24 protein-coding genes and 2 pseudogenes are annotated in these 22,986 nt (G+C 68.1%); 9 read left to right on the forward strand and 17 right to left on the reverse strand.

The features are described from left to right. Together gcvH and gcvT are read right to left on the reverse strand one after the other, a co-directional pair. The coding region (gcvH, locus tag GJ634_RS05145; RefSeq protein ID WP_157500857.1) for a glycine cleavage system protein GcvH at nt 1-332 on the reverse strand (332 nt) is incomplete at its 3' end. After that, nucleotides 329-1,426, reverse strand: coding sequence for a glycine cleavage system aminomethyltransferase GcvT (gcvT, locus tag GJ634_RS05150; RefSeq protein WP_157500859.1), 1,098 nt, complete (start codon nt 1,424-1,426; stop codon nt 329-331). The genes gcvT and gcvH, both read right to left, overlap by 4 nt. Before the next feature lie 98 nt (nt 1,427-1,524). Here gcvT and GJ634_RS05155 point away from each other — a divergent pair, with 98 nt between their 5' ends. The 5 genes and pseudogenes from GJ634_RS05155 (at nt 1,525) to hmgB (ending at nt 7,499) form a co-directional block, all read left to right on the forward strand. Then, nucleotides 1,525-1,995, forward strand: coding sequence for an NYN domain-containing protein (locus GJ634_RS05155; RefSeq protein ID WP_157500861.1), 471 nt, complete (start codon nt 1,525-1,527; stop codon nt 1,993-1,995). Between the two features lie 39 nt (nt 1,996-2,034). Beyond that, nucleotides 2,035-2,879, forward strand: a pseudogene (locus GJ634_RS05160) (TatD family hydrolase). A gap of 102 nt (nt 2,880-2,981) precedes the next feature. Beyond that, complete coding sequence (locus GJ634_RS05165) at nt 2,982-3,560, forward strand: DUF2150 family protein (protein ID WP_157500863.1); 579 nt, start codon at nt 2,982-2,984, stop codon at nt 3,558-3,560. 90 nt (nt 3,561-3,650) lie between these two features. After that, nucleotides 3,651-6,080, forward strand: a complete 2,430-nt coding sequence (locus GJ634_RS05170; RefSeq protein WP_157500865.1) for a hypothetical protein — start codon at nt 3,651-3,653, stop codon at nt 6,078-6,080. Between the two features lie 82 nt (nt 6,081-6,162). Further along, nucleotides 6,163-7,499 (forward strand): annotated as a pseudogene (gene hmgB, locus GJ634_RS05175) (hydroxymethylglutaryl-CoA synthase). Nucleotides 7,500-7,525: 26 nt separating this feature from the next. Here hmgB and GJ634_RS05180 read toward each other — a convergent pair. Further along, on the reverse strand, nt 7,526-8,062 hold the full coding sequence (locus GJ634_RS05180; RefSeq protein ID WP_157500867.1) for a hypothetical protein: 537 nt from the start codon (nt 8,060-8,062) through the stop codon (nt 7,526-7,528). A gap of 191 nt (nt 8,063-8,253) precedes the next feature. On the opposite strand from GJ634_RS05180, the gene GJ634_RS05185 reads away from it, so the two are divergent. Continuing rightward, the gene (locus tag GJ634_RS05185; RefSeq protein WP_157500869.1) at nt 8,254-9,045 is read left to right on the forward strand and encodes a winged helix-turn-helix domain-containing protein; all 792 of its coding nucleotides are present in this window, start codon (nt 8,254-8,256) and stop codon (nt 9,043-9,045) included. A gap of 27 nt (nt 9,046-9,072) precedes the next feature. On the opposite strand, the gene GJ634_RS05190 is transcribed toward GJ634_RS05185, so the two are convergent. The 11 genes from GJ634_RS05190 to GJ634_RS15345 all read right to left on the reverse strand — a co-directional run bounded on the left by GJ634_RS05190 (nt 9,073) and on the right by GJ634_RS15345 (nt 19,878). Further along, the gene (locus tag GJ634_RS05190) at nt 9,073-9,615 is read right to left on the reverse strand and encodes a hypothetical protein (protein WP_157500871.1); all 543 of its coding nucleotides are present in this window, start codon (nt 9,613-9,615) and stop codon (nt 9,073-9,075) included. Next, a complete protein-coding gene (locus GJ634_RS05195; RefSeq protein WP_157500873.1) occupies nt 9,605-9,766 on the reverse strand; it encodes a hypothetical protein in 162 nt (53 codons plus the stop codon). Before GJ634_RS05195 ends, GJ634_RS05190 begins: the two co-directional genes overlap by 11 nt. Nucleotides 9,767-9,832: 66 nt before the next feature. Then, nucleotides 9,833-10,486, reverse strand: a complete 654-nt coding sequence (locus GJ634_RS05200) for a signal peptidase I (RefSeq protein ID WP_157500875.1) — start codon at nt 10,484-10,486, stop codon at nt 9,833-9,835. Nucleotides 10,487-10,538: 52 nt separating this feature from the next. Beyond that, the gene (locus GJ634_RS05205; protein ID WP_157500877.1) at nt 10,539-11,573 is read right to left on the reverse strand and encodes a hypothetical protein; all 1,035 of its coding nucleotides are present in this window, start codon (nt 11,571-11,573) and stop codon (nt 10,539-10,541) included. Between the two features lie 111 nt (nt 11,574-11,684). Continuing rightward, on the reverse strand, nt 11,685-12,323 hold the full coding sequence (locus tag GJ634_RS05210; RefSeq protein ID WP_157500879.1) for a hypothetical protein: 639 nt from the start codon (nt 12,321-12,323) through the stop codon (nt 11,685-11,687). Continuing rightward, complete coding sequence (locus GJ634_RS15340) at nt 12,277-13,977, reverse strand: SipW-dependent-type signal peptide-containing protein (protein WP_197425407.1); 1,701 nt, start codon at nt 13,975-13,977, stop codon at nt 12,277-12,279. Before GJ634_RS15340 ends, GJ634_RS05210 begins: the two co-directional genes overlap by 47 nt. A gap of 108 nt (nt 13,978-14,085) precedes the next feature. Continuing rightward, a complete protein-coding gene (locus GJ634_RS05220; protein WP_157500881.1) occupies nt 14,086-15,843 on the reverse strand; it encodes a SipW-dependent-type signal peptide-containing protein in 1,758 nt (585 codons plus the stop codon). Nucleotides 15,844-15,967: 124 nt separating this feature from the next. After that, nucleotides 15,968-16,798 (reverse strand): SipW-dependent-type signal peptide-containing protein, encoded by an 831-nt coding sequence (locus tag GJ634_RS05225; protein ID WP_197425408.1) that lies wholly within the window; start codon nt 16,796-16,798, stop codon nt 15,968-15,970. Nucleotides 16,799-16,925: 127 nt separating this feature from the next. Beyond that, entirely contained in the window at nt 16,926-18,536 is a 1,611-nt protein-coding gene (locus GJ634_RS05230; RefSeq protein ID WP_157500884.1) for a vWA domain-containing protein, read from the reverse strand. Nucleotides 18,537-18,544: 8 nt separating this feature from the next. Then, complete coding sequence (locus tag GJ634_RS05235; RefSeq protein ID WP_157500886.1) at nt 18,545-19,363, reverse strand: SipW-dependent-type signal peptide-containing protein; 819 nt, start codon at nt 19,361-19,363, stop codon at nt 18,545-18,547. A 158-nt stretch (nt 19,364-19,521) separates the two neighbouring features. Continuing rightward, the gene (locus tag GJ634_RS15345) at nt 19,522-19,878 is read right to left on the reverse strand and encodes a hypothetical protein (RefSeq protein WP_197425409.1); all 357 of its coding nucleotides are present in this window, start codon (nt 19,876-19,878) and stop codon (nt 19,522-19,524) included. A 47-nt stretch (nt 19,879-19,925) separates the two neighbouring features. On the opposite strand from GJ634_RS15345, the gene GJ634_RS15350 reads away from it, so the two are divergent. Next, complete coding sequence (locus GJ634_RS15350; RefSeq protein ID WP_197425410.1) at nt 19,926-20,147, forward strand: hypothetical protein; 222 nt, start codon at nt 19,926-19,928, stop codon at nt 20,145-20,147. 17 nt (nt 20,148-20,164) lie between these two features. Here GJ634_RS15350 and GJ634_RS05245 read toward each other — a convergent pair whose 3' ends face one another. Then, entirely contained in the window at nt 20,165-20,320 is a 156-nt protein-coding gene (locus tag GJ634_RS05245; RefSeq protein ID WP_157500888.1) for a hypothetical protein, read from the reverse strand. 120 nt (nt 20,321-20,440) lie between these two features. On the opposite strand from GJ634_RS05245, the gene GJ634_RS05250 reads away from it, so the two are divergent. Next, the gene (locus GJ634_RS05250; protein ID WP_157500890.1) at nt 20,441-20,782 is read left to right on the forward strand and encodes a hypothetical protein; all 342 of its coding nucleotides are present in this window, start codon (nt 20,441-20,443) and stop codon (nt 20,780-20,782) included. A gap of 281 nt (nt 20,783-21,063) precedes the next feature. On the opposite strand, the gene GJ634_RS05255 is transcribed toward GJ634_RS05250, so the two are convergent. Next, complete coding sequence (locus tag GJ634_RS05255) at nt 21,064-21,771, reverse strand: helix-turn-helix domain-containing protein (protein ID WP_157500892.1); 708 nt, start codon at nt 21,769-21,771, stop codon at nt 21,064-21,066. Between the two features lie 114 nt (nt 21,772-21,885). Between GJ634_RS05255 and GJ634_RS05260 the strand changes: the two genes are divergently transcribed. Next, complete coding sequence (locus GJ634_RS05260; RefSeq protein ID WP_157500894.1) at nt 21,886-22,368, forward strand: GNAT family N-acetyltransferase; 483 nt, start codon at nt 21,886-21,888, stop codon at nt 22,366-22,368. Here GJ634_RS05260 and GJ634_RS05265 read toward each other — a convergent pair. Then, nucleotides 22,365-22,940, reverse strand: coding sequence for a transporter (locus GJ634_RS05265; RefSeq protein WP_157500896.1), 576 nt, complete (start codon nt 22,938-22,940; stop codon nt 22,365-22,367). The genes GJ634_RS05260 and GJ634_RS05265 overlap by 4 nt on opposite strands. Nucleotides 22,941-22,986: the final 46 nt, after the last annotated feature.

The raw sequence follows: 22,986 nt of genomic DNA on the forward strand, positions 1-22,986 counted from the left end.
TCGAGGTCGGCGTCGTCGAAGTCGACTTCGACGAGCCAGCCGTCGCCGAACGGGTCCTCGTTGACGAGTTCCGGCTGGTCTTCGAGGGCGTCGTTGACCGCGGTGACCTCGCCCGAGACGGGGGCGTAGATGTCCGAGACGGCCTTGATGGACTCGACGACGCCGAACTCCTCGCCCTGCCGGAGGTCGTCGCCGACCGCGGGGAGTTCGACGAAGACGACGTCGCCGAGCTCGTCCTGCGCGAACTCCGAGATGCCGACGCGGCCGGTGTCGGGGTCGATCCATTCGTGCGATTCGAGGTAGTACAGGTCGGTGGGAACGTCGAAGCTCATGAGTCGATGAAGGGTGTGGGGGTGATAGTCGCTCGCTTGCCGGTGCCGCGGACGACGACCTCGATCGGCGTCCCGTCGTCGGCGTAGTCGACGTCGACGTAGCCGAGGCCGATGGGTTCGTCCAGCGTCGGGCTCATGGTCCCGCTCGTGACCTCGCCGACGTGGTCGCCGTCCTCGTTCGTGATGTCGTAGCCGTGCCGGGGGACGCCGCGCTCGTCGAGGACGAACCCGACGAACGTCTCGTCGACGCCCGCCTCCTGCTGGGCGGCGAGGCGGTCGCAGCCGACGAACTCCGTGTCGAGGTCGACGACGAAGCCGACGCCGGCCTCGTAGGGCGTCCGCGGGTTCTCCTCGGGATGGAAGTCCTGCCCGGAGAGCAGGAGGCCGACCTCCATGCGGAGGGTGTCGCGGGCGCCGAGCCCGCAGGGCTGGCAGTCGTTCGCGAACGCGTCCCAGACCGCGCCCGCGCCGTCGGCCGGGAAGACGACCTCGAACCCGTCCTCGCCCGTGTAGCCGGTGTTGGCCACCCAGCACTCGACGCCCGCGACGTCGGCGTACGCGGCCTCGAAGCGCCCGAGGTCGAGCACGGAGTCGCCCGCGCGCTGCGCGACGAGGTCGGGCGCGTCCGGGCCCTGCACGGCGACCATGCCGTACTCGCCGGTGACGTTGTCGACGGTCGCGGTGAGGTCGTTGGCGTCCCGGTGCTCGGTCCAGCGCTCGTACATCTGCTCGTCGTGGCCGGCGTTCGGCACGAAGAGGAACTCGGCGTCGTCGCCGTCGGGGAGCCGGTAGACCACGGTGTCGTCGAGCATGACGCCCTCGTCGTCCGTGATCGCGGAGTACTGCGCGTCACCGGGGTCGAGCGCGGTGACGTCGTTCGTGGTGAGTCGCTGCATCAGCCGCTCGGCGTCCGGGCCGCCGACCTCGATCTCGCCCATGTGGGAGACGTCGAAGACGCCCGCGGCCTCCCGCACGGCGGCGTGCTCGGTCCGGATGGAGTCGAACTCGACGGGCATCTCCCACCCGCCGAACTCCGTGAACTGCGCGCCGCGGTCGTCGTGGCGACCGTACAGCGGCGGCGTTCGGAGAGCCATACACGAGGCGTCGGCGGCCGGCAAGTAATGCTTTCGTATTGGGGGTGGCGGCCGCGGGCTTCCGGCACGCTCTTGTCCGGCCGCAACCGAACGCGGGTATGCAGCGACTCAGCGGCCTCCTCGACGGGGACGACGACGAGCCGGCGGAGCGCGGTGGCCCCGGCGTCGCCCTGTTCGTGGACGGGCCGAACGTCCTCCGCGAGGAGTTCGACGTGGACTTAGACGACGTGCGGGAGACCGCGGAGGCGGCCGGCCGCCTCGCGGTGACGCGGCTGTACGTCGACGAGCACGCGACCCCGGAGCTGATGCAGGCCGCGGAGGCCCGCGGCTACGACGTGCGCGTGACCAGCGGCGACGTGGACGTGAAGCTCGCGGTGGACGCGACCGAGCTCGTCGTGGAGGGCGGCGTCGACGTGCTCGCGGTCGCCTCCCGGGACACCGACTTCAAGCCCGTGCTGGAGACCGCGGGCCGGCGCGGCGTCGCCACGCTCGCCATCGCGCCCGGCGAGCACGGCCGGTCGGACGCCCTCCGGAACGCCGCCGACGACGCGGTCGTGCTCGGCGAGTAGACGGACAGCTTTTCGGTCGCCGACGGCCAACCCCGGGACATGACCGACTTGGGGACGCCCGTACTGGACGACCACCTCCACCTCGACGCGGAGAATCGCGGCATCGACGCCGTCGAGGACTTCGTCCACCTCGGCGGCACGCACCTGCTCGTCGTGAACAAGCCGTCGTGGCACCACGGCGTCGAGGCCGACGAGGGCGAGGACTTCCGGCCCGTCTTCGAGGAGACCGTCCGGCTCGTCGACGAGGCCAGCGAGGTCCTGCCGGGGCGCGCGTGCCCGTGCTCGGCGTCCACCCCGGCCTGATTTCGCGGCTCGTGGACGACCGCGGGTTCGCGCCCGAGGAAGCGAGCGACCTGATGCAGGCGGGCATCGACGTCGCCGCGGAGTACGCCAGCGACGGCCGCGCGGTCGCGTTGAAGTCCGGCCGGCCGCACTACGACGTCAGCGACGCCGTCTGGGAGGCGTCGAACGACGTCATCCGGCACGCCTGCGAGCGCGCCGCGGAGACGGGCGTCGCGCTCCAGCTCCACACGGAAGCGACCGAGGACCTCACGGACGTCGCCGACTGGGCCGAGGCCGCCGGCCTGCCGCCCGAGCGCGTCGTGAAACACTACGCGAGCGGCGAGCTCGACGGCGTGACGAAGAGCGTGATGTGCGAGAAGGACTTCCTCGAGACCGCCGTCGAGGTCGGCGAGCCGTTCCTGATGGAGACGGACTTCGTGGACGACGCCGACCGCCCGGGCGCCGTGATGGGGCCGAAGACGGTGCCGCGGCGCGTGCGCTGGCTGCAGGAACGGGGCCACGACGACGCCGTGCGGGTCGCACACGTCGAGACCCCGGAAGCCGTCTACGGCATCGACACGGTCGGGACGCTCGACGAATAGCCCGAGGGCGGCGGGCCAGCGGCGCGCGCGGGCCGTGCGACCGCCTGTCTCGCCGCTCCGGTGAAGGAAAGGCCTTTGTCTCGGGCGGCCGGCGTACGGAGTATGAGTGCCCCCGAGGAGGAGTTCTACTCCGAGGAACGCTGGCAGAACTGGCTCGACCGGCTCCGAGACGAGGAGATCGACCCCGAGGACGAGGACTCCGCGCGCCTCCTCCTGAACCTCCAGGACGACGTCGCCATCGCCGTCGCGAAGATCCTGAAGGCGTACGACAACAGCGCCATCGACGACGAGGAAGCCCTCGAGGAGCTCACCGACATCCGCGAGGTCGTGCTCTCCGAGCCCGACTTCGAGGACGAGGACAAGCTCATGCTCGTGGACGGCGTCCAGACCAGCCTCGTCTGCGTGTTCTACAGCGCCGAGCAGTACATCGCCGACGGCGTCGCCGACGAGACCGACGTCGCGGGCTACGTGCAGGCCGCCGTCGAAGCCGAACAGGGCGAAGACCTCGACCGCGCGCTCGGCCTGAGCGCCTGCGCCGGCACGCGCGTCGTCGAGGGCGAGGACCTCGACATGGACGTCCTCGACGACGTCGAGTACGGTCTCGTCACGGAGTGGGTCAACGGCCTCGACAGCCTCCAGAGCGCGCTCTCGGACCCCGAAGTCATCGAAGACGACGACTGACGGCTCCGGAGCGAGCCGCCGCGGACTGTCGCCGGCGACGGTGGGCCAGGCGTCGCGTTTATGCCGCTGCCCCCACGAGTTCACACAACCGTGCGTTTCAGGGACGACAGCCGAGCGCAGTCCGTCCAGATCGGGGCGATACTGCTGTTCGCTACGCTGATTATCGCGCTCTCCGTCTACCAGGCGACAGTCGTCCCCTCGCAGAACGCCGACGTCGAGTACAAGCACAGCCAGACCGTCCAGAACCAGCTGACCGACGTCCGCAACGGGATTCTACGGTCGGCCGCCACCGGGACCACCCAGCCCGTCTCGGTCACCCTCGGCACGCAGTACCCCTCCCGGGTCTTCCTGATGAATCCGCCGCCGGCCACGGGCACGCTCAGGACCGGGAGCTACGAGAACAACGGCATCGAGGTCTCGAACGTCGTCGCGACGAACGACGAGACCCGGGACTTCCTCGACGGGTCGTGGACGGCGTCCACGAAGTACCTCGAGTACGAGCCGAACTACCACGAGTACGACAACGCGCCGAACCTCGCGTACGGCGAGACGCTGCTCTACAACCGCTACCCGCGCGAGGGCACGACGATTCCGCTGTCCGACCAGCTGCTCGTCGACGGGAACACCATCACGCTCGTCGCGCTGAACGGCTCCGTCGGCACGACGCAGTCTGGGTCGGTGAGCGTCAACCCGCAGGCGCTGAGCGGACCGTACGAGCGCGTGCAGGTGACGAACGAGAGCGACGAACCCGTCGAACTCACGATTCCGACGCAGTTGTCCGCGGACACGCTGACAAATCGTACGGGACTCGGCGGGCAAGACGCGTTCCAGAATGCCGAGGCAGTCGGCGACGACCGCGTCCGCGTCACGCTCGACCCCGGCACGTACACGCTCCGCACTGCGAAAGTCGGCGTCGGGAGCGGCACCGACGACCCCGGGCCGCGCTACCTGACTACGAGCGACGACCGGACCGTGCAGAACGGCGAGGAGTTCACGGTCTCGATGCGGGACGCGTTCAACAACCCAGTAAGCGGCGATGTGAACGTGACGGTGAATCGGTCAGTCGTCGGGCCGCAGTCGAAGCGCGTCTCCGAGGACGGGACTGTGACCTTCACGTACGATGGTCCTACTGGTCCGTTCAACGCCTCAATTCTCGATGGTGGCAGCGAAGAGCGGAAAGTCGTCTTCGAGGGACAGCCAGCTACTGATGGCGGTGGAGGCGTTGGGGGCGGGGACGATACGTACGACGTGACGTTGGAGACCAGTAATAGGGAAAGCGAGAAGGTAGTCTGGAATGTGACGGAGAACGGCACCAGTATCGACCTGATTTCGGAAGTTACGTCGAACGCTGGCCCGGTTTTCGGGACGAACGTCGATTACGCCGTCAACACTTCGAGCGCCACGCTGTCTTCAAGCACGGGCGTCACCAACGCGTCGGGGCAGCACACGACAACAGTTGACGTCCCCGAAGAAGACGGTTGGGAGGGCACGGTGTTCGCCGCCAGTGGTGACGACGTTGACGCGCTGCCGATTCGAGTCGAACATAATCCGGACGCCGCTGGGACGTTCCGCTCGAAGATCGTCGACCAGGGCCAGACCGGGTCGCTCGCGAGGTACGAGACGTCTTACGACGCGACTGGCGTCACGGACTTCGACCGCGTCGAGGTGACGTACGAGAATCTCGACTCCGGTGGCGCAGACGAGACGTACACGAGCTTCGAGCCGCGGGACAACATCGACGACTACGGTTGGGTGGACGAGAACGGTGGGACGGGTGGGGACACCTACGAAATCACCATCGAGGTGTACGACACCAACGGGAACGTCGTCGATTCACGGACAGTCACCGACGATGCCGACAACGTGAACCCGGGCGGGAACGACGACCTTTCGGAGAACGACAGTCCGACGTTGAGTTCGTCGACCGTGACCGACACGTCGCAGTTCAGTACGGCCCGCTACACCGTGGACTACGACGTGAGTGACTCGGCCGGGAAGTTCACTGAAACGGAGGTGTTGTTCCTCAACGAGGACAGCGCGTACGCGACCGATCAGCAGAGCGTCACCGAAACGACGGGAACAGCATTCCACTCTGCTGGCGGCGCCGAAGACGACCAGTACCAGATTCTCATTCAAGTCCTCGACGACGACGGCATCGTCGTGAATCAGCGTCTCGTCTCGGACGTCGCCGACGGTTCAATAGACGGGAGCAGTTCGACCGCGACGCAGACCCAAATCAGCAACTTCGGTAAAACTCCCGGACAGGACAGGTTCAGCGCACAGGTACAGAGCCAAGACAGCGACGGAGACACCGACATGGACAGAATCGAGTACGTGATTACGGATAGTGACGGCAACGTCGTCGCGACCGCGACACGAACTGGAAGCGGCCAACAGATTCAGCCGGGAACGATTACGATTCAGTCTGACCAGAACATCCAAGGCGGCGAAACGTACACTCTGTTTGCCGTTGGGTACGACCAGGACGGAAACTACGATTGGGAGACTGCTAACGCCTAACTCCCTTCCCCCACCAGATATTCGACCACTGTCGAAAACACCCATCGACAAACCCATATGACCGTTTCGCGTAGACGAGGGCATGACTAGCGTCGGCATCGACGCCATCGAAGTGCGAACGGGGCGGCTGAAACTCGACCTCGCGGAGACGTTCGCGCCCGAGCAGGGCGACGACCCCGAGAAGTACACGAAGGGACTGGGCCTGTTCTCGTCGTCGTTCCCGGACGCCTACGAGGACATCGTGACGATGGGCGCGAACGCCGCCCACCGCCTGATGGAGCGCAAGGGTCTCGAACCCGACGACGTCGGACGCATCGACGTCGCGACCGAGTCCTCGTTCGACAACTCGAAGCCGGTGTCGACGTACATCGCCGGCTGTCTCGAGCAGGTCTACGACGGCGACTTCCACCACGCGAACAAGGGCGAGCGGAAGTTCGCCTGCATCGCGGGCACGCAGAGCCTCGACGACGCGGTGAACTGGATTCTCGCGGGGCGGAACCGCGGCCGCGGCGCGCTCGTCGTGGCGACCGACACCGCGCTGTACGCGCGTGACTCCTCCGGCGAGGCGACTCAGGGCGCGGGCGCGTCGCGATGTACATCACCGAGGACCCCGACCTCGTCGAGCTGTCGACCGAGCAGGGGTACGGCTCCGCGGACGAGACGGACTTCCTGAAGCCGAACCAGCAGTTCCCGAGCGTGGACGGCAAGCGCTCGGTGCAGGTGTACCTCGCGCGGATGCGCGAAGCCCTCGAGGACTTCGAGCGCGCCGCGGGCGACACCCACCCCGACGACTACGCGTTCATCCCGTTCCACACGCCGTTCCCCGGGATGGTGCGGAAGGCCGCGGTGCTGGGCTACCGGCACATGATTCGCGGGACGGACGTCGAGGAGGAACTCGCCGAGGACATCGGCCGGCAGCCGCGCCGCGACGACTTCGACTCCCGCGAGGAGTTCCAGGACGCCACCCGCGAGTACGTCGACGACCTCAAGGAGACCGACGCGTACCGCGAGTGGTACGGCGAGGCCATCGAGCCGACGCTGAACATCTCCAGTCAGGTCGGAAACTGGTACACGGGCTCGGTCCACATCGCGCGCGTCAGCGCGCTCAAGCACGCCGCCGAGCAGGGACGAGACCTCTCCGGCCAGAAGCTCCTCGTCGCGTCGTACGGCTCCGGCGCGCAGGCCGAAATTCACGAGGAGACCGTCCAGCCCGGCTTCGAGGACGAGGTCGCGGCGCTGAACGTCGACGAACAGGTCGAGCGTCGCTACGACCTCTCCTTCTCGGAGTACGAGCAGATTCACGACCGACACAACCACGAGAAGAGCGTCGAACTGGAGCCGTTCACGCAGCCCGACGGCGAGTTCGTCTTCGACGGCTGGGGCCCGATGAACGAGCGCCAGTACACGTACGTCGAGTGACGACGGCGAACGCCCGGTGACGGCGGTTACCGGCGTTTGAGGCGGTCGAGCCACGGACTCCCTTGTTCACGAATCTGGAAGCCGATGGAGAGCAGCAGCGCGAGGAGTGCACCGGCCGAGTAGGCAGCCGGGTCGAGTGTCGCCAGCACCGGCGTGCTGGTGTAGCTGGCGAGCGCCGTGACCAGTCCGAGCACGACGACGCCGAGGTAGTACTCGGTCCAGGAGAGCTCGCCTCGTTCGACGACCTCCAGGTAGACGTCGATTTCGTCCGCGCGGCTGTCGAGTTCGACCATCTTGGAGGTGTCGTCGTACTGGACGATGCCCAAAGAGTCGAGTTTCGGCAGGTGGTTCTGGTGGAGCGTGACGTAGACGCTCTGTCGGGCCTGGCGCGGCGCCGGCGACTCCCCGGATTCGGCGGCCGCGATGTCGTTCGCGAGCGAGCGCAAGTCCCGTGGCTCGTCGTCGCCGAGCAGTTCGAGAACACGCCACCGCCGGTCGTTGCTCAGCACGTCGTGAATTTCCGCTCTGTCCAGTGATTCGTCCCCGTCCCGTTGTGTGAGCATGCGTAACCCCCCTCGTGGCCTCGGCCTGCGGAACTCCCCCGTTCCGTGTCACCGAGCACCACACAGACACTGTGCCACAGTGGAAGGTATAGTTAATTGACGACAATCATCCCGGAACGTGAATATTTCCGCACGTACTGGGACGTAATTGACACGAATCACTATTGTTACACACAGTATGTGTTCGACTCATGGGGGTGGACCGCGACGAAGCCGACGTCCTCCGGACCGCTATCAGTCGGCATCGGGCCTTTCGGGTGTTCGAGGACGGGGGTGCGACGCGGTCGGACGTACAGATGGCACTCGACGTGTCGCGCTCGACGGCCCACCGCGTCGTGAAAACGTTCGAATCGCTGGGAATCGTCGAGCGGCAGAACGGCTCCTACGAACTGACACCGTTCGGCCGCGTGGTTCACGCGGAGACCGAGCGCGCGACCAGCACGATTCGCGTCGCTCGCCTGCTGGCGCCGCTGTTGCGCACACTCGACGCGACCGACGAACCACTCGACCTCCACGCCTTCGACGATGCGACTGTGACCGAACCCGAGGCTGGCGACCCTTACAACCCGATACGGCGGTTGTCAGCGCTCGTCGCTGAAGCCTCGAGAATACGGGAGTTCTCGCCGACGACGCCCGACCCCGCCTACCAGCGCACCCTCTACGACCGGGTGCAGGACGAACTACAGGCCGAGATACTCTATCCGGCTACGGTCGTCGACCACCTGCGACGCGAGAGCGCCGACGCACTCGAACGCGCCATCAACGACGGCTCGCTGGACGTCTGTGTCGGCGACCCGCCGTCCTTCCGGTTGATTATCGCGGACGAACGCGTCTACCTCGGGGGGTACAACGAGGAGGCGTCACAGCTCCAGATCGTCGCCGACACCGCCGACGACGACGCCGTCGAGTGGGCGACGCGCTGTTTCGAGAATCACTGGGAGGACGCGACGCCGTACGACGTGCACCTCGACGGGGAGCAGTAGCCGCCTCGAAACGAACGTTCGCGGTACTCACTCCTCGGCCGTCGTCCGCGAACGGGTCGTCGTCGAGGAGGAAGACGTCGACGTACTCGTCGGCGTCGACGTGGCCGTTGCAGTCTCGTTCTGTTCCGTCGTCGTTGCTTCCGTCGACGTCTGGGTCGTGGTGGTCGTCTCGTTCACGACCGTCGTAGTCGTCGTGGTTTCGGTCTGCTCGGTCGTCGTTCGGCTCTCCGTCGTGGTCTCGGCCTCGGTCGTAGTCTCGTTCTGTGCCGGAGTGGTGGTAGTCTCGTTCGTTTCCGTAGTGGTCTCGTTCGCGACCGTGGTCGTCCCGTTCCGGTCCTGAGTGGTGCCGTTGCCCGGCAACGTAGTGGTCGGCGTGGTCGTCTCGTTCGCGGTCGTTCCCGCCACGACGGTTCCGTTCACGTTCGAGACGATGGGGCCGCTCCCGTTGTCGACGCTGATGGACACGCCAACGGTCTCGGTGTCGGCCAGCGACGCGACGGCGATACCGCCGCTGAACCCGGCCAGCACGACGACCACGACGACCACGGCGACGCTGATTTCACGCGTCACCGTCGTCACCTCCGTTCGGCACGTCGCCGCCGTCGGGAATCTCGCGGCCGCCCGGACGCTCGCTGCGCGCGGGGGACTCCTGCCCGGCGACGAACACCACGGCGACGAACGCGACGATTAGCACTGCGCCGGCGAACACGCCGACGCTCACCGGTTCGAGGTTCCGGTGGGCGACGTAGCCGCTGTAGAGCGCGAGCGCGCCGAATCCCCGCGGCGCTCAGCTTGAGGTCGCGGGTCGTAATCGTGAACGCGTCGTCGGGCGTCGACTCGGGCGGTTGGGGGTCGCCAACCCAGTCCATCCCCGTCGCTCGCCGAGTTCCCCGACCGGTCGAGTGACGGTGACGTCGTTCGCACCTCGGTCGTTCGACGCGTCCTTCCGCGCGAACGCGTAGAGTTCGGAAGCGACGAACGCGAGGATCGGCAAGCCGACGAGCACTGCGAGGCCCGTCGGCGTGTTCGCGAACAGCACCACGTGGCCGACGTACGGAATCGCGAACCAGACCTCGCCCGTGACGCTGGACGCCGGCACGAGTGCGGGGTCGGGGTCGTCGTTGGCGTCGCCCTGCGTGCGGAACGCCAGCGCGTCCTCGCGTTCGACCACCTCGACGACGCGGTGCGTGACGGGCGTCGACTCGTCGGAGCGCACGAACGTGATGACGTCGCCGGCTTCGAGCGTGGACGGGTCGACGTCGTTGACGACGACGGCGTCCCCGGGAGAGAGCGTCGGCTCCATGCTGCTGGAGAGCACGACGTAACTGGCGTCAGCGCCGACCAGCCACGGCGCCGCCTGAATCACGAACAGGGCGACGACGAGGACGGCGAGCACCATCGCGACGGCGCTGACGGCGCGGCGGAGGGTGATGGAAGTCACCGCGACCACCTCGTGGTTCTGCGGGCGAGCGGCGACGTCGTGGAAAGTGTCGTTACTGCCATGGGTTCGTTGGGTCGGTGTGGCGGCACTGGCTGGCGAACAGTTCGAACGCGAACGACAGCGACTCGCCGGCCGCGTCGGGCGACTGGAGCGTCCAGTCCAGCGTGAGACACGCCGCCTCACAGCCGACGCAGCCGTCGTCGTCGGCGCAACCGAAAACGACGAAGTGACTGAGACCGCTGGGCTGCCCGCTGGGGTTCGTGCCGGCGAGCACGTCCGTCGCGGTGGCCGCGCAGTCCCAGCGGTGCGTCACGACGCCCGAGTCGGTTCCGTCGGCGGCGGCTCCGTTCGGCTGCCCGCCGCCCTTGACGTCCACGCGGCAGAACTCGGCGTTCTCGGCGGCCAGGTCGACACCACGGACTTCGTCACCGTCGTCCTTCCAGTGGACGCCCGTGATTTCGACGGTGGTCGAGCCATCGAGGGCCAACGAGCCCGGGACGTCGCCGACGGCCAGCGAGTCACCGCTCTCCTCGGCGACGAACGTCCCCTCTCGGAGCTCGACCTTCCCGAGTTCGCGGCAGCCGCCAGCGCCGAGCCGGACGCCATCCTCAAATTTGTCGAGGAGTCCGGTCAGCGAGCCATCGAAGAGCGTGGCGCTGGCGTCGCCGCAGGTGGACGCGTACGCGAGCGTGACGTCGACTTCGTCGGCGAGCGCCGACGCCGCGCCGTCGGTCCGGAGCCAGACGCGGCCGGGGTTGTCACACACGCGGAACGCGACGGTCGCCGAGCCCGACACCGGTCCCCTCGACGGGTCGACGTCCTGGAACGAGAGCGTCACGTCGGTCTCCTCGGCGAACGACGACGGGAACGCCGCCGGGTCCTGCCGGGGAGTCGTCGTGACCTCGCCGTCGGACTCGACCATCGTCGCGACCTGGAGGTCCAGCGACCCGGACGCCACGTCGTTCGCCGGGAACAGCTGGCCGTCCGTGACGAACGCGTGCGTCCCGACGCCCGCTGCGCCGCCGACGCTCGCCGCGCCGGCGAGCGTGACACCGCGCAGTAGGGCGCGTCGCGAGACGTCAGGCATCGCCGGTTCCCCCCGTTCCCGTTCGGGACACGACTGGAACCACGCCCACGGCAAGCATACTTATTGACGCGCTTAGGCGTTCAAGGACCGCCTTAATCCGGTTTCGAACGGTCACGATTCACCACACGACTCGACGGTGAACGACAGCGACGTCCCGACGCTGTCGCCCTGTATTCGGTTGCCTGTCGACGCCGGCAGCGACCACGAGAGGCCGACGCAGACCGCGCTGTCCGGGTCGATGCAGCCGCCACCGAGCCGGACGCCCTCGGCGAGTTCGGCGTCCGCCTCGACGAGCGACCCGTTCACGAGCGTCGTCTCCGCGGCGTCGCGGTCGCCGTCACAGCCGCCGAGTCCCGACACGCCGAGCGAGCCGGTGTCGTACCAGAGTACGACGTCGAGGGCGTCGGCGAGCTCGCCGCGGTCGCCCGTCGTATCGCCGGCGGACCGTTCGGGCTCGTTCCGGCCGTTCTCGCTGTTCTCGGTGAGGGCGAGCGAGAACCACGCGCGGGCGCTCTGGTCGGTGTTCGGCGTCACGCGGAACGCCACCGTCCCCGAGTCGCCCGGCTGGGCGTTCCCGACGTCGAGTACCGGTCCGTCTTGCTCGTCACCGCCGTCGACGACCGCGCCGTTGTACGTCTCCCGCCAGTCCACGCGGACCGACGGGTCGCTGCCGACCGTCGTCGACGACTGATAGGCGACCGCGTCAGAAGCGAGCGCTGTGAGGCCCGCTATCGACGCTGCGCCCGCCAAGGCAGCGGACCCGAGTAGTCGTCGGCGACTCAGACCCACGGCTACGCTCCGTGATCGGGTTCGTCGTCTCGTCGTCGTTCCGGCACTGCTCGGTGTAGAAGCCGAGGTCGAACGACACCGAGTCGGACTGAATCTCGTTGCCGGCGTCCGTCGGCACCCACCACGCGAAGCCGACGTAGTGGTCCGTCGACGCCTCGAAGCAGCAGGTCTCCCCGACTGGGTCGCCGCCGTCGGACGACGTGGCGAGACAGAAGTCGACGTGACTGATGTCCTGGCCGGTCGGCGTCTGGAGGACGGCGTCCTGGTCGCTCATCGCGCCGGCGACGCTGTCGTCGGTGAAGTCGTCGTTGTCGTCGGGGTTGTCGTAGCTGTAGACGTTCGCGCCGCGGTTGCCGCCCTTCACGACGACCTTCGCGACGCAGAACCCGTCCGGGCTGTCTATCGACCAGCCGGTGACGGTCTGGTCGCCGTCCACGAGCGCGGTCGTCACCGTGACGTCGCCGTACGGCGTGCTGTACGTCGTCTCGCCGTTCTCCGGGAGCGGGCCCTCGGGGGCTTCGTCGGTCTTGAGACCCTCCACCAGTCCGAAGTCCGTGCACTTCGGGTTCTGCGAGATGGTGACCTCGGTGGGGCCGTCCGTCAGCGGGGTGCCGACGGTGACGGTGTCGCCGGACTCGTGCAGGCTATCGTAGTCTTTCTCCGCGGGACAGTCGCCCGATGGTGGCTCGATGCCGGGCCCGCCGTCGCCGGGACAGAGCTGGACGCCGTCGCCACTTTCGAGGAGGGAGAGGAGTTCCCCGAGCGCGAGCTGTGGCGTCACGTACCCCGGGTCCGTCGGCGCGTCGCCGGCGACCTCGACGACGTTGTCGCCGTCGTCGTACCAGAGGCGCGTCTGGACGACGTCGAGGAGTTCACCGCTCTCGCCCGGACTCTCGAGCGTCCCGTCCTCGTCGGGACTGTCGGCTTCCGGCTCGGTTACGCCGTTCTCCGCGTTCGACGCGAGTTCGCCCTGGAGCCAGACGTACCCGGAGGTCTCACAGAGGTGGAAGCTCAGCGTGAGTTCGCCGAAGTCCCCGGGCTTGACGTCCGCGAGGTCGACCAGGGGGTTCGGCGACTCGTCGGCCGCGTCGTAGGTGTCGGCGTTGCGCGTGCGGAGCGCCCCCTCGAGGGTCGGGTCGAGGTCCTCGTCGAGGTCGGCGCCGTCCTCGCAGACGTACCCGACGCCGGCGTCGGTCGTCGCACCGGGCTCGGCCGCGAACGCGTCCTGCGTTCCGTCGTCGTTCGTGTCCGGGAACGCCTCGATTGCCGTGTTGTTCATGTACGCCGCGAGGTCGCCCTCGGCCACCCAGACGACCGGGTTCTCTGGGTCCGGCAGCCCGACGTATCCCGCCGTGTCGCTCGGCTCCGTCCGTGTGACGTCCAGTCCCGCGACCGGGTCGTCGAACCCGTAGACTTGCGGGTGGGAGTAGTGCTCCGCCCAGTCGACCTTCAGGTCGAGCTCGCCCGCCGTCAGCCTGTTTCCGGTGAACGATTCGGTGTCGTTGAGGTACGCGGTCGTGCCGAGGCCGGCACCCGCCGAGGCGAGGCCGACACCGCCCAGGCCTGCCAGTACCTTCCGCCGCGAAAGCCGGTAGCGTTGGTTGTCGTCGCTCATGATTGATCCGAAACCCACGGGCGGAGTCGAACCGCCGTCCCTCGGCCGCCGCGGCACGGTCCCGGTGCGTCGGGGTCCGCGTTCCGAGTGGGTTGGTCGGCTGTACGCTCAGCTGGGCGCGGTGTAGCTGCCCGACTCGTAGAGGACGCCCTCGTCGGGGTCCGTTATCTGGACGTCGACGCTGCGACTCGAACCGTCCACCGCGGGGTCGGTCGTCGTGTACGAGAGCGTGTACGCGGGGTCGGTAATCGCGCCGACGACGTCGTTCAGAATCGTGTCGAAGTCCGCGCTCGCGATGTCCAGCCAGGTGCCGTCGTCGACGTTCTCCGCGATGTCGCGCTTCGAGACGCTCCCGGAGCCGACGCTCGCCGGCGCCACAGCGTAGAACGAGAAGTTCCCGTCGTCGAGGAACGTCTCGATGTCCGACTGGCTGAACCGCGTGTCCGCGTCGGTCTCGGGCGACGCGCCGACGTCGGTGATGTCGATGACGACGCGCTGGGCGCCCGACCGGAACGCGGACAGCGAGGCGCCGGCGCCGTCCTGCGCGGCGGCGTTTCCGGTCGCGACCGCCAGCGCGTCGAGGTTGTCCTCCGGCGTGTCGCCGCCGCCGGACGCGCTCAGGCCGTTGACGGCAGTCTGGAACGTCGACGCGTCGGTGAAGTCCTGGTCCAACTCCTCGAGGTCCTTGAACGAGACGAGCGCGTAGCGGGCGTCGATGCCGGCGCTCTCGATGTCGCTCGTGAGCGACGTGACCTCGCTCTGCAGGGTGCTAATCTCCCCGCTCATGCTCCCGGTGTCGTCGAACACGACGACGATGTCGACGATGCCGCCGGAGTCGAAGGAGACGTCGAGCGTCTGTGCACAGCCACCCTCACAGACCGCGAAGTTCGACGCGGTGAGGTCGCCGGCGTTCCCCGACGGCGTGTCGACCCGGACGCGAGCGTCGACGGCTGGGAAGCCCGACGCCGCGTCGGGACCGACGGAGAGCAGGTTCGAGAACGCGTCGTCCGTCGGCCCGGGTTCGAACCCGCAGTCGACGCACTCGGCGTCGTCGACCGCACACGGGTTGTGCGTGCCGTCGTTGTTCCGGCACTGCTCGGCGTGAAACTCCAGATCGAAGCTCAGCGAGTCGGACTGAATCTCGTTGCCGACCTCCGTGGGGACCTCCCAGTCGATGCAGAGGCAGGCGTTCTCGGCGTCTGAGCCGCCGGCGTAACACTCCTGATCGCCGGGCGCGAGGAAGCCGCTCTCGCCGGCGTCGCTGTTGCCGTCGCCGTCGAGGGGCACGCCGTTCCTGATGGCCGAGAGGAACGCCGCCAGCGACCCCTCCCAGACGTCGGCGATTTTCGTCGTGTCGCCGGGGTTGAACTCGTCCTCTGGCTCGGACGCGGCGACGTCGACCGAACAGTAGTCGACGTCGACGGTGACGTGCTGCGCGAGCTCGCCGTTGCCCGCGCCGGTAGTGTCGTCGACGTCGGTCTCCGGTTCGGGCTGCCCGTTCTCGTCGTTCGCCGTGAGCTCGCCACAGACCCACAGGTACGCGGGGTTCCCGTCGATGCGTGGACAGAACGCGAGCGAGCCGCTATCGCCGGGCTTGACGTCGGAGAGCTCGCCGCTGACCGTACCGCTCCCGTCCTGGGTTCCCTGAACCTGGCCGGAGCCGGCCATCCCCTGGTCCCAGTGCGAGTAGTAGTCGACTTTCAGGTCGAGCGTGCCCGCGGTGATTGTGTTGTTTTCGAACGATTCGGTGTCGTTGAGGTACGCGGACGTGCCGAGACCAGCGCCCGCTGACGCCAGCCCGACCCCGCCCAGGCCTGCCAGTACCTTCCGCCGCGAAAGCCGGTAGTGTTGATTGTCGTCGCTCATGGTTGCTCCCCCCTCGGGGAAGACCCACTGGCGGAATCGAACCGCCGACCGTCGGTAGCGTGACGGCCCACGAGTGAGCCGCGAGCGAGCCGACGGGTGCCAGCGTGGGCTGTGCGCGCCATCGCTACGCGCCGCTGAACGGGTCGTCGTTGTTCCGGACCTGTTCGGCGTCGAACCGGAGCGTGAACGTCACCGAGTCGCCCTGGACGTCGTTGCCGACGCCGGGCGGGAGCTCGAACAGCTGGTAGGAGTGGACGTCCGCGCTGTCGCTGACGCTCCCGACCTCGATTGGCGTCCCACTCGGGTCGCTGAGCACCACGCCGTCGAGGTACTCGGCGTGGGCTTCGTCGAGGGTCGTGTAGTGCGCTCCGCCGGCCGTGACGCCGTCGAGGTCCGGCGTCTCGTACCCGGACAGCCAGGTGTCGTTGTGGTCGGTGGTCTCGTCGAGCACCTGGAGCTGCTGGCGGCCGGAGCCGGCCGTCGTGTCCGTGCTCCCCCAGATTGTCGTGAGCAGCGCGGCACCGAGGTCGCCGGGTGCGGAGGTGTCCGTCTCCGCTTCGGGGTTGTCGCCCTCGGCGTTGCTGTAGTCCTCGTCGACCGACGTGACCTGCACGTAGCCGGGGTTGCCGTCGATTTCGACGTGCCAGTCGAGGACGAACCAGTCGCCCGGCTTCACGTCGTCGACCGTGACGGTAATCTCGTTCCCGTCGGCCGTGTCGTCGGCGTCTTCGTCCGTGGAGTCGACGACGGGGTCGGGGAGGCCCGGGCTCTTGTCGAGGACGTCCACCGACACCACCATGTTCAGCGCACCCGCGGTCAGGCTGTTGCCCTCGAAGGACTCGGTGTCGTTGAGGTACGCGGTCGTGCCGAGGCCGGCACCCGCCGAGGCGAGCCCGACGCCGCCGACGCCGGCGAGCAGTTTCCGCCGTGTGAGTTCGTATCGTTTGTCGGTCATCTGTGTCGCTCCCCTGTCGGGGAAACCCACCGGCGGAGTCGAACCGCCGAGCACGGGGATACCGTGGCCGCTCCCGGCGACGGGAACGGACATGCCAGCGTGGGTCGTGGTCTGGTCGCGTCTCGTCTCAGGTCGGTGCCGTCGTCGTGCCGTCCGTGGAGCCGTCGCTGCTGCCCGTGCCGTCGTTGTTCCGGCACTGCTCGGCGTAGAAGCCGAGGTCGAAGCTCACGGTGTCGCCCTGAATCTCGTTGCCAACCTCGGCCGGAATCTCCCAGGAGAACCCGAGACAGTGGCCGACGTGGGGGTCGAAACAGGCGCGACCCTCGGTCGTCCGGTCGGCGTCCAGCGGGATGCCATCGCCCTCCGAGAGCGTCGCGAGCGCGTCGTCGAGCGTGCCCTCGAAGAAGACGACCTCCGAGGTGAGCAGCCCGGCCAGTCCCTCGAACGTCCCCGGGAGGTCGCCCGGGTCGTCGACGTCCCGGTAGTACGAGGCGTCGTTCCCCGCCGACCCGTCCTCGCCCGCCATCTGGGTCAGCGTCGCGTCGTTGGCGTCCGGGCCGATGCCGACAGTGAAGACGTCGGTCGCGGGTGCGGGCGAGGCCGCGCGAGCGTCGTCTGCCGCGCTCGTCGGCGAGATGTACGTCGTGCCGTCGCCGCCCGAGAACGAGTTCCCGTTCGAGAAGACGAGGTTGACGGCCTCCGCCTGCGTGCGGCCGTTGGCCCCGAGTTCCGTCTGGGCGCGCTGGAGGCCCTCGCCGATGAACGTCCCGGTCGCGATGTCGACGCTCGCGTACGGGTCCGCGGAGCTCGCGCCGACGATGGTCGCGAGCGTCTGCCGGAGCCCGTCGAGCGCGCCGCCCGACGCAGTCAGCGTCGAGAGGTCGTCCGTCAGCCCCGCGCCGAGTTGGATGTGCGGCGACCCGTCCGAAGAGCCGTTGAAGAACACGACGCCGACCTGCGCGTCCGCGCCCATGGAGTCGAGCTCGTTCACGAGGTTCTTCGTGCCCTGCTCGACGAGGTCGATCTTCGTCGTCTCGTCGTGGCCGAGAATTCCGTTGTCCCCATCGACGACGCCGCCGTACTCGTCGTACAGCATCGAGCCGGAGACGTCGATTGTGAGCATGACGTCCGCGCGATTCACGCGGTTGTCGCAGTCCTCGTCGTACCACAGCTGGACGTCGACGTTCTCAGCGAGGTCCGCGGCGTTCTCCGCGTCGACGTCCTGCTCGGGTTCCGGGTGCGCGCCGCCGGATTCGCCGACGTTCCCGGCCTGCATCCAGACGTAGCCGGGGTTGTCACAGAGGTGCAGGCTGAACGTGATTTCGCCCTCGTCCCCGGGTTTCACGTCGGAGAGCGAGACCAGCGAGTCCTGGTCGCCGAAGTTCGCCTCGTAGTTCTGGCCGAGGTTCTCGCAGGTGAGGTGGTCGACGAGGTTCCGCCCCTCGTCGCTGTACTGGTGCTGTTCGTCGTCGATGACGATGGACTGCTCGCCGTCGCCGTCGTGGTCCGGGTGCGCGTTGACGAACTCCCAGGACTCGGTCGGCCCGTAGTAGGACTGCTGCCAGTCGACTTTCAGGTCGAGCGTGCCCGCGGTGATTGTGTTCCCTTCGAACGATTCGGTGTCGTTGAGGTACGCGGACGTGCCGAGACCAGCGCCCGCGGACGCCAGTCCGATGCCGCCGAGTCCCGCGAGCACCTTGCGACGCGAGAGGTCGAACGAGGTGGATCTGTCACTCATCGCTCTCCTCAGGTCCCCGTGGAGTTGGTCTCGGTGCTATTGCCAGCGAACGGGTCGCTGTTGTTCCGGGACTGCTCGGCGTCGAAGACGAGGTCGAAGCTCAGCGAGTCGCCCTGAATCTCGTTGCCGACCTCCGTCGGGATTTCGAGCAGCAGGCAGAACTCCGCGGCGTTGATGGAGGACGGCTCCTCGCTGCCGCCGAGCGTGACGCCCGTACTGTACTCGTCATGGGCTTCCCGGAGCGTAGTGTAGTGCGCGCCCGAGTCGGTTTCGCCGCCTTCGTCCGGCGTCTCGTAGCTGGCGAGGCCGAAGTCGTTGAGGTCGGTGGTGTCGTCGAGCATCGTCAGGTCTTCACGCGCCTCTGGCGGTTCGCTGTCGTCCGTACCGTGCCAGACGGTCGCGAGAATCGCCTCCTCGAGTTCGCCTTCGCCGTTCTCGTCCTCCGGTTCGGGCTCCGTGTAGCCGTTCTCGCTGGACGCGAGGTTCGCGGTGCTGACCTGGAGGTAGCCGGGGTTCTCCTCGATGGAGACGTCGAAACAGATGATGCCCCAGTCGCCGGGCTTGACGTCGTCGATGGTGACGCCGGAGACCGCTTCGCCGTCCGCGGTCGCGCTGAGGCCGACGGAGCTGGACCAGTGCGAACTGGCGGCTTCGACGGTCGCGGTGACGCTCATGTCGAGCGTGCCCGCGGTGATTGTGTTGCTTTCGAACGATTCGGTGTCGTTGAGATACGCGGACGTCCCGAGCCCGGCGGCGGCACCGGCAACCCCGATGGTGCCGAGGCCGGCGAGCACGCGACGACGCGTGAGTTTGACTTTCTTCGACATGGTCTGGTCGGGCCCAGCCACCGTGGCGGGCTCTATCACACCCGTGTCGGGACGACCCCATAGCTAATCGCGCAATTGCGTCGAAAACGACCGATTCAGCCGCCCTAAGTGCCGCGTTGAGATTTTAACACGCCGCTTGCCGGCCGCTAAGCGGGGCGCTACGCGCGGCCACAAGCGGTAAGTATCTCAATAAAAACTACCGTGGACCAGTAAGCGAGCCGATAAATAAGCCGACAGGTGACGCGTGACCGAACATGGCGCTCACGCGGTCTTCGGCGCTCGCCGAGACGGACATCCACGACATCCTCCGGAACGACCGGCGTCGGCGCGTCCTCGAACACCTCCAGGAGTCGCTCGGGACCGTCACGCTGCGCGAACTCGCGGAGACCATCGCCGCCCACGAATCCGGTGAACACCCGCCGCCGCGGCAACTCCGCGAGAGCGTCTACAACTCCCTCCACCAGACCCACCTCCCGAAACTCGACCGCGAGGGCGTCGTCGACTACGACGAGCACCGCAAGACCGTCGAACTCCAGGCGGCGCCCGCGACGTCAACGTCTACATGGAGGTCGTCACGAAGTACGGCATCACGTGGGCGGACTACTACCGGACGCTGGCGACGGCGTCGCTCGTCGCCGTCGTCGCCGTCGAGCTCGGGGTCCCCGTCGTAGAGGCCGTTCCGGTGTTACTGGTTGTGAGTACAGCGCTCGCGGTCGTCGCCGCGTCCACTGCCTACCAGCTGTGGACCCGACGGTGGACGTACCTCCGGGCACTTCTAGATTGACGACGAGCGCGCAGCCGTCACTCCTCGGGGAGCGGCGCTTCGAAGATGCGCTCGCCACACGACGTACACGAGGCCGCGACGACCTGCACCGAGCGACAGCAGGACTCGACGGTCTCCTCGCCGAGTTCGACGCGGCCGTCGCAGACCGAACACCGGTCGAGCCACAGGCGCAAGCCGGCGAGTAGCTGGGTGCGTTCCGGGAACCCCCGCTCGGACCACCCCGGGTCGCGTCCGACAGCGCCACCGCGCCGGCGGCGTCCGCGACGAACGCCGCCCGCGACGGCCACTCCGCAATGGACGTGTTTTCGACCCGCGCGACGACGGTCGCACCCCGGAACTCGACGCTGGCGGAGTCGTCGAACGACGCGGGGAGCATGGAGTCGAGCACGCCGTCGACCTCGTCGGCGGCTGCCGGCATCGCCGAGCGCCAGTCCCTGCGGAACGACCGGGCCAGACAGAGGTCGTCGCCGTCGGCGCACGGTTCGAGTGCGCCCGCGGTGACGAGCGCGCGCTCGGGGTCGAACTCGGCCCCCGCGTGCGACGTCGTGTCCGCCGGCCCACCGTGCTCGAAGTACGCGAGCACGCGCTCGGGGAGGTATCGTTCCGTGAGCGTCGGCGTTCCCGGGACGACGTAGCCGCGAGCCCACACCAGCGCCGCGCCGAAGACGACCGCGGCGACGCCGACGGCTGGCGCGACCCGGACGGCGAGCACGAGCCCGACGACCGCGACCAGCGCCAGGTTCAAGAACGTGCACGGGAGACAGCGATTCTCGCCCGTGTACTCCGGGCGACGGAGTTCGGTGACCACGCGGCGACCCTGCATGCTCGGGTGTGCGTCGCCGAACGTGTTAGGTATCAGTCCGCTAATTCCACTGAGCGGTGCGCTAAACCCCGCTCGTCGTCACACGCCGACAGTTCAGGCGTGCTCGCGGAGCGCGTCCAGCATCTCCTCGATCTCCATCTCCGTGACCGCCAGCGAGTAGCCGTCGCGCTGGGCGAGCGCGGGCGCGTGCTCCCAGAGGTCGTCCGTGGAGAGGCCGTGGAGGAGCACGGCGTTCGGCGTGGGGTTGACGACGCGCAGCGCCACCAGCGGGCTCTCGCCCCGGGAGACGTTCGTAAAGGAGAGCACGCGGCTCGTCGACTGGCCGTACAGCCGGTAGAACTCGTCGCTGCGGAGCCGGCGGATGGCCTCGATGGAGTCGATGACGGTGTGGCCGGTGACCGTGTCGCGGTCGCCGGAGACGACTTCCGTGGCGCCGACGGCGTCGTACAGTTCGCTGGCGGGCAGCGCCGTCGAGTACTCCTGGAGGTCGAGGACGACGTCGCTGTCGAAGCCCGCGGAGAGCACGCGGCCGTACTGGCGGATGTGGTCGCCGCCGCGGCGCTCGTCGATGGTCAGCAGCGCCTCGACGACGCGGTTGACGAGCGCGATGCCGGGGCTGGAGCGCCGGCCGCTCTCGTAGTCGGAGACGACAGACGACGAAACGTCGAGCTCCTCCGCGAGGGCGGTCTGGGAGACGTCGAAGTCGGTGCGCCACTTCCGGAGCGTGGCGCCGGGGTCGTCGCTGAGCGTGATGTCGCCGGCGATGCGCTCTGCGAGGTCCGCACGCGGGTCGTCAGTCATGCCCGAGTTTCCGGCGCGGCCGGCAAAAAGGCTACCGGAGGACTTCGACACCTGCCGAACTCTCCTCGTCCCGGGAAGCCAAACGCTAACGCCGCGGCGAACCAACCCGCGGGCATGGTCAGGCCGTACGCGGACGGGGACGGCGACGCGCTCTGGGCGCTCAAGCGCGGCTTCGAGACGGGACTCGGCGAGGGAACCGGCGACGACCAAAAGCAGGCGGTCTACGAGGCGAAACTCGACGCCGACTACCGCCGCGAGTGGCTGGAGTGGGTCGACCGCTGCGTCGCCGAGGACGAGCGCTGCGTGCAGGTCGCCGACGGCGGGGACGGCCTCGCGGGCTACGTCTTCGTGCTCCCCGAGTCGATGGCGTTCGTCTGGGACGCCGCCGTCCTCAACGAAATCTACGTCGCACCCGAGCACCGGGGGACCGGCGTCGCCGACGACCTGATGGACGCCGCTCTCGACGCCGCGCGCGAGCAGTCGCCGCCGCTGGACCGAATCGTCTTAGACGTCGACCGGGAGAACGAGCGAGCGCGGGCGTTCTATGAGCGGTACGGCTTCGAGCACTGGGGCGAACTGGTCGCCCGCGACCTCTAGGTCGACGTGACCGCGCCGAGCGCGCCGCCGACGGCGCCGACGACCGCGGGGTAGACGAGGCCCGCGAGCAGCACGCCGAGCGCGTACTCGGGGTGGATGGCGCTGCCGCCCGCCCCGTACTCGAAGACGAACAGCCCGACGACGGCCAGCACGACGTAGCCGGCGACGACCCGCGCGCCGACCTTCGCGCCCGCAGAGACGTCCGTGGCGTTCGCGTGGCGGGCGAGCACGAAGCCGGCGAGCACGACGAGGACGGCGGGCACGACGTACAGGAGCATCGGCGCGCTCCCGTCCGCGATGAGGTTCCGCGTGGTCTGCCCGCTCCCGATCGAGGGCACGGTGAACGAGACGCCGTGGGCGTTGTAGAACAGCCAGCCGACGGCCTTCCACGCCGGAATCGGGTCGCCGCCGAGGAACTCCACGACGGCGTTGTACCCTTCGAGCTGCTCGCGGACGGACGACCCCTGCCAGAGGTACGTGAGGAGGTAGCCGAGGACGTAGGCGACGGCGCCGGCGGCGGCAGCGACGCCGAGTTCCGTGCCACGGGAGTTGCCGGGGACTCGTTCAGACATGGTTGTACTGCTCGCTGTGGAGTAAAAAGGTCTTGTGGCGACGACG

The organism is Halobacterium sp. CBA1126 (genome assembly GCF_009741975.1).
GTDB lineage: Archaea > Halobacteriota > Halobacteria > Halobacteriales > Halobacteriaceae > Halobacterium.